The organism is Allobosea sp. CS1GBMeth4 (genome assembly GCF_900185715.1).
Taxonomy (GTDB): domain Bacteria; phylum Pseudomonadota; class Alphaproteobacteria; order Rhizobiales; family Beijerinckiaceae; genus Allobosea.
Map to the genome: position 1 here is coordinate 81,879 of NZ_FYAS01000016.1, position 15,930 is coordinate 97,808.

17 protein-coding genes and 1 tRNA gene are annotated in these 15,930 nt (G+C 68.9%); 8 read left to right on the top strand and 10 right to left on the bottom strand.

The window, feature by feature from the left end; all coding sequences use genetic code 11:
* Positions 1-52: 52 nt before the first annotated feature.
* The 8 genes from rsfS (at position 53) to CS1GBM4_RS09315 (ending at position 6,323) form a co-directional block, all read left to right on the top strand.
* Complete coding sequence (gene rsfS, locus CS1GBM4_RS09280; RefSeq protein WP_186418417.1) at positions 53-409, top strand: ribosome silencing factor; 357 nt, start codon at positions 53-55, stop codon at positions 407-409.
* A gap of 110 nt (positions 410-519) precedes the next feature.
* Positions 520-1,002 carry a 23S rRNA (pseudouridine(1915)-N(3))-methyltransferase RlmH gene (rlmH, locus tag CS1GBM4_RS09285; RefSeq protein WP_186418418.1) on the top strand — a complete coding sequence of 161 codons (483 nt, stop codon included), beginning with the start codon at positions 520-522 and terminating at the stop codon, positions 1,000-1,002.
* Between the two features lie 77 nt (positions 1,003-1,079).
* Positions 1,080-2,405, top strand: a complete 1,326-nt coding sequence (locus CS1GBM4_RS09290; protein WP_186418419.1) for a peptidoglycan DD-metalloendopeptidase family protein — start codon at positions 1,080-1,082, stop codon at positions 2,403-2,405.
* On the top strand, positions 2,405-3,760 hold the full coding sequence (locus CS1GBM4_RS09295) for a S41 family peptidase (RefSeq protein WP_186418420.1): 1,356 nt from the start codon (positions 2,405-2,407) through the stop codon (positions 3,758-3,760). The genes CS1GBM4_RS09290 and CS1GBM4_RS09295 overlap by 1 nt, the downstream gene beginning before the upstream one ends.
* Positions 3,761-3,927: 167 nt before the next feature.
* Positions 3,928-5,139, top strand: coding sequence for a divergent polysaccharide deacetylase family protein (locus tag CS1GBM4_RS09300; protein WP_186418421.1), 1,212 nt, complete (start codon positions 3,928-3,930; stop codon positions 5,137-5,139).
* Complete coding sequence (locus tag CS1GBM4_RS09305; protein WP_186418422.1) at positions 5,136-5,639, top strand: RNA pyrophosphohydrolase; 504 nt, start codon at positions 5,136-5,138, stop codon at positions 5,637-5,639. Before CS1GBM4_RS09300 ends, CS1GBM4_RS09305 begins: the two co-directional genes overlap by 4 nt.
* A 61-nt stretch (positions 5,640-5,700) precedes the next feature.
* Positions 5,701-6,114, top strand: a complete 414-nt coding sequence (gene hisE, locus CS1GBM4_RS09310; RefSeq protein WP_186418423.1) for a phosphoribosyl-ATP diphosphatase — start codon at positions 5,701-5,703, stop codon at positions 6,112-6,114.
* A 132-nt stretch (positions 6,115-6,246) separates the two neighbouring features.
* Positions 6,247-6,323, top strand: a tRNA-Arg gene (locus CS1GBM4_RS09315).
* Positions 6,324-6,709: 386 nt separating this feature from the next.
* Here CS1GBM4_RS09315 and CS1GBM4_RS09320 read toward each other — a convergent pair.
* From CS1GBM4_RS09320 to CS1GBM4_RS09365, 10 genes are read right to left on the bottom strand one after another with little or no spacing between them, the layout of a single operon-like run.
* Positions 6,710-7,663, bottom strand: coding sequence for a VOC family protein (locus CS1GBM4_RS09320; RefSeq protein WP_186418424.1), 954 nt, complete (start codon positions 7,661-7,663; stop codon positions 6,710-6,712).
* On the bottom strand, positions 7,660-8,769 hold the full coding sequence (locus CS1GBM4_RS09325) for a 5-methyltetrahydropteroyltriglutamate--homocysteine S-methyltransferase (RefSeq protein WP_186418425.1): 1,110 nt from the start codon (positions 8,767-8,769) through the stop codon (positions 7,660-7,662). The genes CS1GBM4_RS09320 and CS1GBM4_RS09325 overlap by 4 nt, the downstream gene beginning before the upstream one ends.
* Positions 8,770-8,794: 25 nt before the next feature.
* Positions 8,795-9,505 (bottom strand): ABC transporter ATP-binding protein, encoded by a 711-nt coding sequence (locus CS1GBM4_RS09330; protein ID WP_186418426.1) that lies wholly within the window; start codon positions 9,503-9,505, stop codon positions 8,795-8,797.
* Entirely contained in the window at positions 9,498-10,250 is a 753-nt protein-coding gene (locus tag CS1GBM4_RS09335; protein WP_186418427.1) for an ABC transporter ATP-binding protein, read from the bottom strand. The genes CS1GBM4_RS09330 and CS1GBM4_RS09335 overlap by 8 nt, the downstream gene beginning before the upstream one ends.
* Positions 10,247-11,254: a branched-chain amino acid ABC transporter permease gene (locus CS1GBM4_RS09340; RefSeq protein ID WP_186418428.1), complete on the bottom strand. Its 1,008-nt coding sequence runs from the start codon at positions 11,252-11,254 to the stop codon at positions 10,247-10,249. Before CS1GBM4_RS09340 ends, CS1GBM4_RS09335 begins: the two co-directional genes overlap by 4 nt.
* Positions 11,251-12,108, bottom strand: coding sequence for a branched-chain amino acid ABC transporter permease (locus CS1GBM4_RS09345; protein ID WP_186418429.1), 858 nt, complete (start codon positions 12,106-12,108; stop codon positions 11,251-11,253). The genes CS1GBM4_RS09340 and CS1GBM4_RS09345 overlap by 4 nt, the downstream gene beginning before the upstream one ends.
* A gap of 46 nt (positions 12,109-12,154) precedes the next feature.
* The gene (locus CS1GBM4_RS09350; protein WP_186418430.1) at positions 12,155-13,330 is read right to left on the bottom strand and encodes an ABC transporter substrate-binding protein; all 1,176 of its coding nucleotides are present in this window, start codon (positions 13,328-13,330) and stop codon (positions 12,155-12,157) included.
* A 52-nt stretch (positions 13,331-13,382) separates the two neighbouring features.
* Positions 13,383-14,072: a 4-carboxy-4-hydroxy-2-oxoadipate aldolase/oxaloacetate decarboxylase gene (locus CS1GBM4_RS09355; RefSeq protein ID WP_186418431.1), complete on the bottom strand. Its 690-nt coding sequence runs from the start codon at positions 14,070-14,072 to the stop codon at positions 13,383-13,385.
* Entirely contained in the window at positions 14,069-14,791 is a 723-nt protein-coding gene (locus tag CS1GBM4_RS09360) for a PIG-L deacetylase family protein (RefSeq protein WP_186418432.1), read from the bottom strand. The genes CS1GBM4_RS09355 and CS1GBM4_RS09360 overlap by 4 nt, the downstream gene beginning before the upstream one ends.
* A 20-nt stretch (positions 14,792-14,811) precedes the next feature.
* A complete protein-coding gene (locus CS1GBM4_RS09365) occupies positions 14,812-15,927 on the bottom strand; it encodes a 4-oxalomesaconate tautomerase (RefSeq protein ID WP_186418433.1) in 1,116 nt (371 codons plus the stop codon).
* Positions 15,928-15,930 lie beyond the last annotated feature (3 nt).

Sequence of the window (15,930 nt, forward strand, 5' to 3'; positions counted from 1 at the left end):
GAATCGCCCATCCACCGGCGAAGCGGCCTCGGCGCCGCCCCCCGCGCCCGCCATGACCGAGAACCCCGCCGCGAGCAGCATCGCGCTCGCCCTCAAGGTCCTGGACGACATGAAGGCCGAGGACGCCACGGTGATCGACCTGGTCGGCAAGACGTCGCTGGCCGACGCGATGATCATCGCCTCCGGGCGGGTCAACCGCCACGTCGCCTCGATCGCCGAGAGCCTGGTCGAAGCCTTCAAGAAGGCTGGCCACGAGACGCCGAAGGTCGAGGGCTTTCCAGCCTGCGACTGGGTGCTGATCGACACCGGCGACCTGATCATCCACATTTTCCGCCCGGAAGTGCGCCAGTTCTACAATCTCGAGAAGATGTGGGGCGCGGACCGGCCGCGTGAACGCCTCGTCGGCTGAGCCGCGGAGCAACGGATCGAACGTGGAATCCGGTCTTCAGGGTCGCCCGGCACCTGGACGGAAGGCCGGACCGTCGGATTTGCGTCCGAACGGGCGCGGGACGGCTTGACGTGCGCCTGTCCGTCATCGCCGTCGGCCGCCTGAAGGACGGGCCGGAACGCGATCTCTGCGCACGGTACCAGGAGCGCGCCCAGGGCCTCGCCCGCGGGCTCGGCTTCAGCGGCCCGGAGATCGTCGAGATCGCCGAAAGCCGTGGCCGGCGCACCGAGGAGCGCCGCCGCGACGAGGCCAGGCTGATCGGCGAGCGTCTGCCGCCATCGGGCCTCGTCATCGCCCTCGACGAGCGCGGCGCGAGCCTCGACAGCGACGCCTTCGCCAGCCGCCTCGCCACGGCGCGCGACGCCGGAACGCCGGCCGCGACCCTGCTGATCGGCGGCGCCGACGGGCTCGATGCGCCATTGCGCGAGCGCGCCGCCTGGGTGCTGTCCTTCGGGGGGCTGACCATTCCGCACCAGATCGTCCGGGCGCTCGTGCTCGAACAGCTCTATCGGGCGATGACGATCATGGCCGGACATCCCTATCATCGCGCATGATCCGCCGCTCCCGGCCCCTGATTCGCGCAAGCGCCGCCGCTTCCCCTTTTCCCCCTGGCGGCAGATGGGGGCGGGGAATGCGCCCCTGCCTGCTGGCGATGCTTCTGCTCGCCCCGCTCGCCGCCGGGGCGCAGACGCCGCCAGCCCCCGAATCGGAGCAGGCGGCCCGCGACACCGAGCAGAAGCGCGAGGAGAAGCGCGCCCGCGAGGCCGAGCTCAAGGCGATCGAGGAACGCCTCGCCGGCAATGCCGCGGCCCGGGCCAGGCTCGAAGCCGAGATGACCGGCATCCGCGCCGACCGGACCAGGCTCAACCAGGCCCTGCTCGACACGACAGCGCGCGCGCAGGCCGCCGAAGGGCGCATCGCCGGGCTCGAACAGCGCCTCTCCCTGCTGCAGACCTCCGAAACCGCGATCCGGCGCTCGCTCGAGAGCCGGCGCGGACTGATCGGCGAGGTGCTGGCCGCGCTCCAGCGCATCGGGCGCCGCCCGCCGCCCGCCGTGCTGGTGCGCCCCGAGGACATCCTCGAGGCCGTCCGCGCCTCGATGCTGCTCGGCGCCGTCGTCCCGGATCTGCGCCAGGAGATCGCGATCCTCGGCACGGATCTCGCCGAACTGGTGCGGCTGCGCGAGCGTATCGCCGAGGAGCGCAGGGCGATCGCCGCTGAGATGGAGGAACTGGCCGGCGAACGCCAGCGCCTGGCCTCGCTGATCGAGGCGAGACGCGAGCGAGAGACGAGCGCCGCCCAGGACATCGAGGCGCAGCGTGCCGCCGGTGGCGAACTCGCCGCGCAGGCGAGGACATTGCGCGACCTGGTCGAGCGCATCGAAAAGGACATTTCCGCCACGACCCGCGCCGCCGAGGCGGCGCGCCGGGCTCTGGAGGCCGAGACGCAGGAACAGCGCCAGCGCATGGCCCAGCTCGCCTTTCGCGATCCGGCGCGGCTCGCCCCCAAGGCCGCCTTCCAGGAATTGCGCGGCATGCTGCCCCTGCCGGTCGCCGGTTCACAATTGCGTGGATTTGGCGCGACCGACGAGGTCGGAGGCCCGACCCGCGGAATTTCGCTTTCCACCCGCCCCAATGCCGTGGTTTCGTCACCTTCGGATGGCTGGGTGGTTTATGCTGGACCGTTCCGCTCCTTCGGCCAACTCTTGATCCTCAATGCCGGCAATGGTTACTATATTCTTCTGGCGGGCATGCAGCGCATCGACGTGTCGTTGAACCAGTTTGTGCTGGCGGGAGAGCCGGTTGCGATGATGGGCGAGACCGCGGAAGCGGCCGCGACGAATGTGGGAGCGGGGGCCGGAGAGCCGGTCCTCTATGTCGAGTTCAGGAAGGACGGCGTCTCGATCGATCCGACGCCGTGGTGGACGAAATCGCAAGGCGAAAAGGTTCGCGGATGATGCGCAAGGTTTCTCTCGTTCTGGTCGGCGCCATCGCCGGCGCGGGCCTCACCGGTGTCGCCACACAGACGAAGCTGTTCTCGTCGACCAGCGCGGTCGCCGCCTCGGCCGAGGTCTATCGCAGCCTCAACCTGTTCGGCGACATCTTCGAGAAGATCCGCACCGACTATGTCGAGAAGCCCGACGAGCAGAAGCTGATCGAGGCCGCGATCAACGGCATGGTCTCCTCGCTCGACCCACATTCGGCCTATCTCGACGCCAAGAGCTTCCGCGACATGGACATCGACATGCGCGGCCAGTTCGGCGGGCTCGGCATCGAGGTCACGATGGAGGACGGCGCCCTCAAGGTCGCCAAGCCGATCCGCGACACCCCGGCCTCCAAGGCCGGAATCCTGGCCGGCGACATCATCCGGCAGATCGACGGCGACGAGGTCAAGGGCCTGAGCCTCAACCAGGCCGTCGAGAAGATGCGCGGCATCATCAACACGCAGGTGAAGCTCAAGATCGAGCGCGCCGGCAAGAGCGAGCCCCTCGAGTTCACGCTGACCCGTTCCAACATCGTCGTCCCGGCGGTCGAGGAGCGCGTCGAGGGCGATGTCGGCTATGTCCGCATCGGTACCTTCAGCGAGCAGACCTATGAGGGCCTGCGCAAGGCGCTCGACAAGGTCAACGCCGAGATCGGCGTCGACAAGCTCAAGGGCTACGTCATCGACCTGCGCAACAACCGCGGCGGCCGGCTCGACCAGTCCGTGCTGGTCTCCGACGCCTTCCTGGAGCGCGGCAAGATCGTCTCGACCCGCGGCCGCAATGCCGAGGAAACCCAGGTCTTCAATGCCAAATCCGGCGACCTGGCCAAGGGCAAGCCCGTCGTCGTGCTGATCAACGGCTCCTCGGCCTCCGCCGCCGAGATCGTCGCCGGCGCCCTGCAGGATCACAAGCGCGCCACCATCATGGGCTCGCGCTCCTTCGGCAAGGGCTCGGTCCAGACCGTCATCCGCCTGGGCGACAATGGTGGCCTGCGGCTGACCACGGCGCGCTACTACACGCCCTCGGGCAACTCGATCCAGGCCAAGGGCATCTCGCCGGACATCGAGATCATCCAGGACGTTCCCACCGAGTTGAAGGACAAGGTCGAGAACAAGGGCGAGGCCTCGCTCAAGGGCCATCTGCGCAATGGCGACGGCAAGGAGGAGCAGGCCGGTTCGCCGTCCTATGTCCCGGCCGACCCGGCCAAGGACACCCAGCTCGCCGCAGCGCTCAACCTGCTGCGCGGCAAGAAGGACGTGGCCTTGCCCGCCACGCCGGCGCCCGCGCCGGCCCCCGCTCCGGCTCCCGAGGCCGGCAAGTCCAACTGAGCGGCGCGCCGGCCGGCGCCCCCGCGGGATGTCTCGACACTTGTGCAACGGCCGCAGGAGATTGTTTTCCCTGCGGCCGATTGACGATTGATTCCCGCCCGAATCATCCGACTCTAGCGGCGCGGACTGATTCGCGTCCGCTGTGACGTCGAAGAGGACGGCGCCTCTTGGCCGGATTGCCGCTCAGCGAACTCGACCAGCCGCTCGGGCAGGCGAAGCGTGGCCGCGCGCCGCGCCCCTATGGGCGCTGGCTGCGGCGCGGCCTCGCCAGCGCGCTGGCGGTCGTCTTCGCCGGACTCGCCCTCTACGCCGCCGTGAAGCGCGATCCCGACGGCGGCGAGCCGATCGCCACGGCCATGATCCGCCAGGGCGCCCCCCCGTCGGCCGATATCGCCAAGGCCCCGCCCGAGCCCGCTGCGCGCGACGACAGGCACGGCCCGGCCAGCGCCAGCCAGCTCGAGACCGAATCCGGGGTCACCGTGGTCAGGCCGGGATCGGAGGCGCCCGGCGCGATCGTCATCACCATCCCCGACGACGGCGCGGTCAGGCTCGCGCCGGCACCGGACAAGCGCCTCATCGAGCGCACGCGGCACGGCCTGCTGCCCAAGGTCGGCCCCGACGGCACGACGCCGGCCCAGATCTATGCCCGTCCGCTCGGGCCGGCATCCGCCGGCAAGCCGGCCGGCCGGATCGCCATCCTCGTCGGCGGCCTCGGCATCAGCCAGAGCTCGACCAGCGAGGCGATCACGCGACTGCCGGGCACCGTCTCGCTCGCTTTCGCCCCCTATGGCGCCGAGCTCGAGAAGACGGTTCAGCGCGCGCGCAGCGAGGGCCACGAGGTTTTCCTGCAGGTGCCGATGGAGCCGTTCGACTATCCCGACAACGACCCCGGCCCACACACCCTGCTCACCGGGCCGAAGGCCGCCGACAATCTCGACCGATTGCAATGGGCGCTCGGCCGCTTCACCGGCTATGTCGGCATCGTCAACTTCCTCGGCGGCCGGCTGACCGCGGACGACATGGCGCTGACGCCGCTGCTGCGCGAGCTCGCCGGGCGCGGGCTGATGGTCGTCGACGACGGCTCCTCCCCGCGCAGCCTGCTCGCCTCCGCCGCGGCCAAGGCACAGATCCCCGCGCTCAAGGCCGACCTTGCGCTCGACACCCTTCCGCGCGCCGAGGCGATCGACAGGGAGCTCCAGCGTCTCGAGACGCTCGCCCGCGACCAAGGCGCGGCCGTCGCCACCGCGAGCGCCCTGCCGGTGACCATCGAACGCATCACCCGCTGGGTCCGCACCCTGGAGGCGAAGAACCTCGTCATCGTGCCGGTCAGCGCCGCCCGCGGCTTCCGCACCCCCTCGACCACCGGCTCGCTGCGATGACGAAACCTCCCGCCGGCTACCGCCCCTGCGTCGGTCTCGCCCTGTTCAACGCGCAGGGGCTCGTCTTCATCGGCCGCCGCGCCAATCGCAGTCAGCGCGAGCATGTCGCGCCGGGGCATGAATGGCAGATGCCCCAGGGCGGCATCGACCCGGGCGAGCAGCCGATCGAGGCCGCCTATCGCGAACTGCGCGAGGAGACCAATGTCGCCTCCGTCTCGCTGCTCGCCGAGGCACCCGGCTGGCTGAGCTACGACCTGCCGCGCGAGATCGGCAAGGAGGCCTGGCGCGGCCGCTATCGCGGCCAGGCGCAGAAATGGTTCGCCTTCCGCTTCGAAGGCGACGAGAGCGAGATCGACATCCTCAACCCGGTCGGCGGCCACAGGCCGGAATTCGACGCCTGGCGCTGGGTCGAGCTGGCGCAGACGCCGGAGCTGATCATCCCGTTCAAGCGCGAGGTCTATCGCGAGGTCGCACGCCTGTTCGCCGGGGTGGCGCGCTGAGCGCCCACAGCGGGAGCGGCACCGTCACGAAACGCTTACATGACGGTTCGATTCTGCACCGATGACCGATTCGGTGCAGAGACTCTATGCCGCCGTCCGCGCAGCCCGCGCCCGCGACCCCGCCCTGTCGCGAACCGCCAGGCTGGTCCGCCACGGCGTGCCGAAAATGGCCAAGAAGCTCGCCGAGGAGGCGGTCGAGGTCGGGATCGAGGCGGTGCAGGGCGACCGCCGGGCCGTCGTGCGGGAAAGCGCCGACCTCGTCTACAACCTCGTCGTGCTCTGGAGCGGGCTCGGCATCCATCCGAGCGAGATCTGGCGCGAAATGGACCGGCGCGAGGCGCTCTACGGCATCGCCGAGAAGGTCCGGAAGTCAGGAGCGCGCGGGCACATCGCCGCACCGGATGCAAAAGCGGGCGGCGGCGATGCGGAGCCGGCTTCTGCGACGACAGCCCTCCTGCACGGTGGGCAGGGTTGACGCTCGCCTGCTGCTCCGGCTGGAAGCGGAAAGCGAACGAACTCGACAGAACAGGCTTGCCAAGCGCGGCGCGAGCCGTTAAGTCCGCATCCGTCAGCCGGTGGCGGCCTTCAAAACCGCTTCCGCTGTCACGCGCCCGTAGCTCAGCTGGATAGAGCATCAGACTACGAATCTGAGGGTCAGAGGTTCGAATCCTTTCGGGCGCGCCATTCTCTCTCTCGCGGTCAGGCGAGACTTGCCGGAAACGGGCCTTGGGGCGCCGCCGGTTCCCAATGTTCCCCCGCCGCCGTTCCAGGCCCCTGCACCTCGCCTCCGGGATCGATAGCGCCGGAGCCGGCTTCGACCGGGCGATCCGCCGGGTCGGCGTCTCTGCTTCTCGCTGGATCACGCGGCATTTGGACGATTCTGTCCAAATTCAGATAGCCTGATCGACTCCAATAGTTTGGAGCATGCTCGGCGCGAAAGGCCGTTGCCACTTTTTCGCAGCATGCTCCAGGTCCGCAGACGATCCGACCAACCGGCGTACGGTTGCGGCCACGGCACCGCTAGAGACCGTTTTGCCGATCAGATTGATCCAATCTGATCGGATCCGGCTCTACGGCGCCGGCGGCGTTCCATGGGTGTGGAAGCTCTCGATCGTCTTGAGCCCCCAGGCCTGGCCCTTCTTCCGCTCGGCCTCGGTCCAGGTCACGGTTTGCCAGTCCGGATCGAGGATCAGGCGCGCGCCGGCATTGGCGATCTCGACCCGGTTGCCGGCCGGCTCGTAGACATAGAGGAAGAAGGTCTGCTGCACCGCGTGCTTGTGCGGCCCGGTCTCGATGAAGACGCCGTTCTCCAGGAACAGGTCGGCCGCCTCCAGGATGTGCTCGCGCTGGTCGACCGCGTAGGTGACGTGATGGAAACGCCCGCGCGCCGGCGTGTGGTCGCGCGTATAGGCGATGTCGTAGCTCTTGTTGTTGACGGTGAACCAGCAGCCGCCGACCTCGCCGGAATCCAGCACGATCTGCTCGGTCACCCGGCTGCCCAACGCCTTCGGGATGAAATCGCGAATCGCCGCCACGTCCTGCGCCAGCAGGTTCAGATGGTCGAGTCGGCGCACCGCACAGCCGCGGCCGTGGTTGCGCTGCGCCTGGTTCTTGAGCGCCGGCCTCTCGCCCTCGGGCGCGACGTATTTGTCGGTGTCGAAATAGATCTCGAAGACATGGCCGTCGGCATCGCGGAAGCGATAGGCGCGGCCATGGCCGAGATCGCCCGGAGTCCAGCCGATCCCGGCTCCCATCGCCTCGATCGCGGCGACGCGGCGCAGCAGCCCCGCTTCGCTCGAGGCGCGATAGCCGACATGGCCGACGCCGGTCGTCTTCGCCGCGGTGAGCTTCAGCGTGTGGAACTCGTAATCGTCGAAGGCGCGCAGATAGACGCTGTCGCCCTCCCGCCCGCTCTCCGTCAGCCCGAGGATATCGACAAAGAAGTCGAGGCTCGCCTGCGGCTTGTCGGTGAAGAGCTCGACATGGCCGAGATGGGCGATGTCGAAACAGGGCTCGCCGCTCATCCCCAGACCTCTTTCGCGACCTCGACGATGCGCGACAGCTTCGCCCATTGTTCTTCCTCGGCGAGGACATTGCCCTCCTCGGTCGAGGCGAAGCCGCATTGCGGCGACAGGCAGAGCTGCTCCAGCGGCGCGAATCGCGACGCCTCCTCGATCCGGCGCTTCAGATTGTCCTTGCTCTCGATCGCGCCGAATTTCGAGGTCACGAGACCGAGCACCACCTGCTTCTCGCCTCTGGGCAGGAAGCGCAGCGGCTCGAAGCCGCCGGAACGGTCGTCGTCCCACTCCATGAAGTAGCCGTCGACATTGATCTCGTTGAAGACCATCTCGGCGACGGGCTCGTAACCGCCCGAGGCGATGAAGGTCGATTTGAAATTGCCGCGGCAGGTATGGGTGGTGATCACCATGTCGGCCGGCTTCGCCGCCGTCGCCGCGTTGATCACGTCGCGATAGATGAAGATCAGCCGGTCCGGATCGTCGCCGCGCTCGGCCAGCATCTTGCGCTGCTCGGGATCGCAGAAATAGGACAGGCTGGTGTCGTCGAGCTGGAGATAGCGGCAGCCGGCATCGTAGAAGGCCTTGATCGCCTTGGCATAGGCCTTGCCGAGATCGTCATAGTAGTCCTCGATCCTGAGATAGGCGCTCGGATCGATCGCCTTCCGTCCGCCGCGATAATGCAGCATGGACGGGCTCGGAATGGTCATCTTCGGCAAGCGGCTGGTCACCGAGGCCAGGAACCTGAAGTGCGCCAGATGCGGATGGTCGTCAGGGAAATCGAGCTTGCCGGTGACTCGCACCGCATGCCCCTTGGTGCTGACGCCCTTGAACTGGATGCCTGAATCGGTCTCGAAGCTGGTGACGCCGGCAAGGCCGTCGAGGAAGTCGAAATGCCAGAAGGCGCGGCGGAATTCGCCGTCGGTCACCGCCTGAAGCCCGACCTCCTCCTGCTTGCGCACGAGCGTCCTGATCTCCTCGTCCTCGATCGCGGTCAGCTCGGCCTGGCCGATCTCGCCGGCCGCGAGCCTGGCGCGCGCCTGCTTGACCGGCGCGCTGCGCAGCAGGCTGCCGACCATGTCGGCCCGGAACGGCGGCTTCTTCCTCTGTGTCATGACGTCTCCTCCCGGTTGCTGATGGTCACGCCGCGGCAGCGAGGCCGAGGTGATGTTCGAGCCGCTCCGGCTCGGCGATGAGCGCAGCACTGCGCTCGGCGAGAACCACGCGGCCGCGCTCGAGGATGATGGCCTCGTCCGTCAGCGCCAGGATCTTGCGGGCATGCTGCTCGATGACGATCGCCGCCAGGCCCTCGTCGCGGAACAGGCGCTTCAACGCCCGCAGCAGTTCCTCGACGATGATCGGCGCCAGCCCCTCGGTCGGCTCGTCGAGCAGCAGCAGCCTCGGATTGAGCACCAGCGCCCGGCCGATCGCCAGCATTTGCTGCTCGCCGCCGGAGAGCTGGTCGCCGAGATTGGCTTTGCGCTCCGCGAGGCGCGGGAACATCGCGAAGACGCGGGCGGTATCCCACGGCCCCGGCCGTGCGACGGCCGTCAGGTTCTCCAGCACCGTCAGCGATTTGAAGATGTTGCGCTCCTGCGGCACCCAGCCGATGCCGGCATGGGCCCGCTGTTCCGGCGAGGCGGTGGTGAGGTCGCGCCCGCCGAGCACGATCCGTCCGCCGCGCCGGCGGGTGACGCCGATGATGCTGTTCACCAGCGTCGTCTTGCCGACGCCGTTGCGGCCGAGCAGGGCGAGCGAGCGCCCTTCGGCAAGCGCGAGGTCGACATCGAACAGCACCTGCGCCTCGCCATAGCCGGCGCTCAGCCTCTCGATCGTGAGCAGCTCAGACATGGGCGGCCTCGCCGAGATAGGCGGCGCGCACGGCGGGGTCGCGCGCCATAGCCTCCGGCGTACCCTCGGCCAGGACGCGCCCGTTGACCAGCACAGTGATGCGGTTGGCGAAGCGGAAGACGAGATCCATGTCGTGCTCGATCAGCAGCACGGAGACATCCTCCGGCAGCGCCGCCACCGTCGCCATCAGCTCGCGCCGCTCGGCCTCGGGCACGCCGGCGGCCGGCTCGTCGAGCAGCAGCACGCTGGGCCTCGCCGCGAAGGCGGCGGCGATCTCGATCTGACGCCGCCTGCCATAGGGCAGCGTCGCGATCGGCCGGTTCATGATGTCGTCGAGCTTGAAGCGCGTCAGGATCTCGGCGGTTTCGGCGACCAGCGTCGCATCCCGGTCGAGCGTGCGGAAGGGACTTCTGCCGCGCCCGAGCCGCTCGCTGGTGACGAGTGCGATCATCTCCAGCGGCGTCATCGTCGCGAAGAGCTGGTTGATCTGGAAGGTGCGCGCGAGGCCGCGTTTCACCCGCGCCTCGGGAGGCAGCGCCGTGATGTCCTCGCCCATCAGCTCGATCCGGCCCGAGGACGGCCGGAGCATGCCGGTGAGCTGGTTGACGAAGGTCGTCTTGCCCGCCCCGTTCGGACCGATCAGCGCATGGCGGGCGCCTTTCGCCAGCGCGAAGTCGACATGATCCGTCGCGGTAATGCCGCCGAAGCTCTTGCACAGGCCGAAGGTCTGGAGCGCCGCGCTCATCGGGCCGCTCCCCTGCCGAAGCGGGCGACGCGGCCGACGACGGCCCTGACCGCACCGTGGATGACCTCGCGCCCGCCGAGCACGAAGAGCACGAGGAAAAGCCCGATCCAGAACATCCAGTATTGCGGCGTGAGGCTGGCGATCCCGTCCTGGAGCAATTTGAAGGCGATCGCGCCGACGAGGCCGCCATAGAGATAGCCGGCGCCGCCGATGATCAGCACCAGCATCAGGTCGGCGGAGCGATGGAAGTCGAGCACGTCGAGCGAGACGAACTGCGTGGTCTGGGCGAGCAGCGCGCCGGCCGCCCCGGCATAGGCCGCGGCGAGCGCGTAGACGGCGGCGAGGCGGCGCCCGTTCGGCACGCCCGAGGCCGAGGCCCGCAGCGGGTTGTCGCGGATGGCGCGCAGCGAGAGCCCGAAAGGCGAGCCCACGACCCGCCGCGCCACCAGGAACAGCAGGAAGAGCACGCTGAGCGAATAGAGATAGGCGGTGCGGCCGAAGAGGTCGAAATCGAACAGGCCCAGCACCGGGGCCATCATGATGCCCTGCAAGCCGTCGGCCCCGCCGGTCACGGAGGCGAAGGAGTTCGCCAGCTCGTAGAGGATCAGCGCCACGCCGAGCGTCACCATCAGGCGCGTGAGATCGCTCCCGCGCAGCACCAGCGGGCTGGTGGCGAGCCCGAGCAACCCCGCCGCCGCCATGCCGCAGGCGAGGCCCGCGAGCGGATCGGCGGTCACGTGCCGGGCGAGCAGCCCGGCGGCATAGGCGCCCATGCCGAGAAAGGCGGCATGGCCCAGCGAGACGATGCCGGCATAGCCGAGGACCAGGTCGAGCGAGAGCGCAAACAACGCCAGGATCGCCACTTCGTTCAGCAGCAGCAGCTGGCCCGGCAGCAGCAGGAACGCTGCAAAGGCCGCGAGCCAGAACAGAAACTCGGCCGGATACCAGCGGCGGCCGGCACGGAGCGCCTCGCGGACCCGCGCCTCGAAGGCCGCGGCGCTCATGCCCGCCCCCTCGCGAACAGCCCATGCGGCCGGATGATCAGCAGCATGACCATCAGCGCATAGATGATGAAGGCGCCGAGCTGGGGCACGAGATACTTGCCGAGGACATCCGCCAGGCCGAGCAGCATCGCGGCGAAGAACGGGCCGGTGATGCTGGAGGTGCCGCCCACCGTGACGACGATCAGGAAGTAGATCATGAACTTCAACGGAAAGGTCGGATCGAGCCCCATGAGCTCGATGCCGAGCGCGCCGCCAAGCCCGGCCAATCCCGAGCCCAATGCGAAGGTGACGGCGAACAGCCGGTTGACCGGAATGCCCAGACCCCGCGCCACGCGCGCATCGTCGACCGCGGCTCGCAGCCGGCTGCCGAAGCGCGTGCGGGTGAAGCCCCAGTGCAGCGATATCGCGAGCAGCCCGCAGATCGCGATGACGAAGAGCCGGTAGCGGCCGATGCCGATGCCTGCGATCTCGAAGCGCCCCTGCAGCCAGGCCGGCAGGCGGATGAACTGCTGGGTCGAGCCCATCAGCCAGTCGGTGCCGGCCACCGCCATGAAGACCAGCCCGATCGAGAACATCACCTGGTCGAGATGGCTTTTCGCGTACATCGGCCGGTAGACCAGCCGCTCCAGCACGATCCCGACCAGCGCCGCCGCCAGGAAGGCGAGCGGCAGGCTGGCCAGGAAGGGCAGGCCGAGGCGCTGCATGGCGAGCACGGCGACATAGCCGCCGAGCATGGCGAAGGCGCCGTGGGCGAGGTTGACGAAGTTCATCAGCCCCATCGTCACCGAGAGCCCGCAGCCGAGCACGAACAGCACCATCCCATAGGCGATGCCGTCGAACAGGATGGTCAGCATGCGCCGCGTCCCGGCCCGGCGCGAAAGCCCGCCCCCTGCCCCGTCGTCACTTGCGCGCCTTCACCGGGTCCTTGACGTTCGGGATCGTCGCGAACTCGACATTGTGGAGTTCGGAACCGACCTTCTGCGTCTTGCGGACATAGACGTTCTGGATGATGTCGCGTGTCTCGGGATCGATCCTGACCGGTCCGCGCGGGCTCTCCCAGGAGGCGCCCTTCATCGCCGCGATCAGCTTCTCGCCGCTGGCGTCGCCCTTCGTCGCCTTCAGCGCTTCGGCGACGAGCCGCATGCCGTCATAGCCGCCGACCGCCATGAAGTTCGGCCGCATGCCGGGATTGGCCTTCTGGAAGTCCGCCACGAAGGCCTTGTTCGCCGGGCTGTCATGGGCGGCGGAATAGTGATGTGTCGTGATCGCCCCGAGCGCGACCTCGCCGATGCCTTCGAGGATGTCGTCGTCGACCACGTCGCCCGGCCCGATCAGCTTGATTCCGGCCTTGTCGAGCCCGCGTTCGACGAACTGCTTCATGAACTGTGCCCCCACGCCCGAGGGCACGAAGACGAAGAGCGCATCCGGCTTGGCCTCCGAGACGCGCTGCAGGAAGGGCGCGAAATCCGGGTTGCGCAGCGGCACCCGCACGCTCTCGACCGAGCCGCCCGCCGCCTTGAACTTGCCGGCGAAGGAGGTCTCGGCGTCGATGCCCGGCCCGTAATCGGTGACGACCGTGAAGACCTTCTTGATGCCGTTCGCCCAGGCCCAGTCCGCCATCGGCTCGGAGGCCTGCGGCAGGGTGAAGGAGGTGCGCACGATATAGGGCGAGGCCTCGGTGATCGAGGCGGTCGCCGCCGCCATGACGACTTCCGGCACCTTCGCCTGCGTCGCGATCTGCGCCGTCGCCATGGCGAGCGGCGTCAGGCCGAAGCCGGCCAGAACCGAGACCTTGTCGTTGACGACGAGCTCCTGGGCAAGGCGGCGCGTCGCGTCGGCATTGCCGGCATCGTCCTTGAGGATGACCTCGAGCTTGCGCCCGCCATGGACGGCGCCCTCCCTGGCGAGGAAGAGCTTCACCGCCGCGTCGATCTGCCGGCCGGTCGAGGCGAACGGCCCCGTCATCGGCAGGACCAGGCCGATCTTCACCGCCTCCTGCGCCAGCGCCGCGCCGTCGGCCGAGGCGGCCAGCGCAACGCCGAGAATTCCTGTGAGAACCATCCTGCGATGCGTCATGTCGTTCCTCCCGAGAGTTGTGTCCGATCCCCGTTTTCGGGTTCTTCTGTGCTCAGTCGTCTTCCCCGTCGCGATAGACGAGGCCTGCCTTGGCGAGGCCTTCGCGCATAGCGTACATGTCCAGGCCGAGTTCGCCAGCAGCCAGGCGTCTACGCTTTTCGTCTTCATTGGCTTCGCGCTTGCGGCCGGCGGCCGCCACGGCCTCAGCCTCCAGCCGCGGCACCACGACGACGCCGTCATCGTCGGCGACGATCACGTCGCCAGGATGGACGAGCGCCCCGGCGCAGACCACCGGCACGTTGACCGAGCCGAGCGTCGCCTTGACCGTGCCCCTGGCCGAGATCGCCCGCGACCAGACCGGGAAGCCGATCTGCGTGAGCGTGCGCACGTCCCGCACCCCGGCATCGATGACGAGGCCGACGCCACCGCGCGCCCTGAGCGAGGTCGCGAGCAGGTCGCCGAACATGCCGTCCGTGCTGTCGGCGGTGCAGGCGACGACGAGCACGTCGCCCGGCTGCACCTGCTCGATCGCGACATGGATCATCCAGTTGTCGCCGGGCTGGGCCAGCACCGTCACCACCCCGCCGGCGATCTGCGCGCCGGCATAGATCGGCCGCATATAGGGCTTCATCAGCCCGCTCCGCCCCATCGCCTCATGCGTGGTGGAGACGCCGAGCGCGGCGAGATCGGCCATCGTCGCGGCCGGCGCACGCTTCCTCGTGCAGATCACGACCGGGTTCATGCCAGCGCCTCCAGCGCTTCCGGGAAGAGCCGCTGATAGGCCTCGCCATAGGTCATCGCCTTGCCCGAGTTGCGGCCGCCCTGCATGCCGCGATTGAGCGCGACGCGGGTGTAGTATTCCCAGAGATGCTTCTGCGCCGCGAGGATCTCGAACGCCCGACGCTTCTGCTCCCAGACCTCGTCGATGTTGAGGATGATGGTCGGCTTGAAATTGCACTGCTCGGGCTGGTGCGGCTCGAACAGGAAGACGGGTGGGGCGGCATAGGCGCGGCTGGGATCGGGCCTGTGCCCGGCCGCCTGCGCGATGATGCGCGCCTCCTGGGCGAAGCGCGCCGCCTCGGGATGGTCGACATTGTAGGGGTCTTCGAGCGCGTGGGTCAGCACGAAGCTCGGATTGAGCGCGTGGAAGATGTCGATGGCGCGGTCGAGCATCTCCGGGCTCGTCCGGAGCGGATAGTCGCCGGCGTCCATGAACTCGATCTCGGCGCCGAGCAGCGCGGCGGCGGCTTCCGCCTCCTCGCGGCGCTGCGCCTTGACCTCCGCCATCTGCACCCCGGCCTTCTTCCAGGCGAACTGGCTCTCGCCGCGCTCGCCATAGGACAGGCAGAGGATCTTCACCCGCATGCCGCGCCTGGCGTGCAGCGCGATGGCCCCGCCCGCCCGCCAGACGAAATCGCCGGGATGGGCCGTGATCACCAGGCCTGTCTTCTGGGCGCTCATCGAAACGCGATCCTCCCTCGTCATCTCGAGCTTACCGGTACGGCCGCGCGCCCAGCCGTGACGCCGGCGGGAACGAAAGCCTGCCCCGCCATCAGGATGCGCGCGGTGCGCAGCAGCCCCGCCCGCTCGATCACCGGCCGCTCCGTCGTTCCGCCGACCGTCAGCCTCACCGTGAACTCGCCGGTCGGATGCTCGACGCAGAGCGAGCGCTCGCGGCCCGCCGGCATCGCGGCGACGGAGGCGGCGGGCGAGCCCGGCAGCACGGCCGCGGTCGCGACCGTCACCGCCGCGAAGACGCCGATCGAGGCATGGCATTCATGCGGGATGAAGCTGCGGGTGCAGAGCGCTCCGCCGGCCTGCGGCGGCGCCACCAGCGCGATCTTCGGCACGACCTTCCTGGCGACGTCACCGAGCTTCATCAGCGGCCCGGCCATGAGGCGGATGGCCTCGATCCGGGCCTTCAACGCCGTATCCTCGTTGAGCTGGTCGCGCGGCTCGTAGCCGGTGCGCCCGAGATCGGCGGCGCGCAGCACGATCACCGGCATGCCGTTGTCGATCAGCGTGCAGGGTACGCCCTCGATCACGTCGACGACGTTCCCGCTCGGCAAGAGCGCCCCGCAGACCGAGCCCTCGGCATCGAGGAAGCCGATATCGATCGGCGCGGAAGTCCCCGGAACGCCATCGATGCGCGCAGCCCCCTCGGCGCTCGCCTGCCCGTCCGGCGTGTCCATGGCCAGGTCGGCGATCGTGCCGGTGTTCAGCGTCCTGACCCGCACCGTGGTGCGCGCGCCATTCGCCCTCACCAGCCCGCGGGCCAGCGCAAAGGGGCCGACCCCGGCGAGGATGTTGCCGCAATTCGGCGTCGTGTCGACGCTCGCCGTCTCGATGCCGACCTGCGCGAACAGGAAGTCGATATCGCAGCCGGGCTCGCTCGAGGGCGAGACGATCGCGACCTTGCTGGTCAAGGGATGCGCCCCGCCGAGGCCGTCGACCTGGCGCCTGTCGGGCGAACCCATCACCGCCAGCAGGAAGGCATCGCGCGCGGCGGTGTCCGCGGGCAGGTCGTCGCGCAGGAAATAGGCGCCTTTCGAGGTGCCGCCGCGGATCAGCATGCAAGGCACGGCGATCTGGCCCATCGC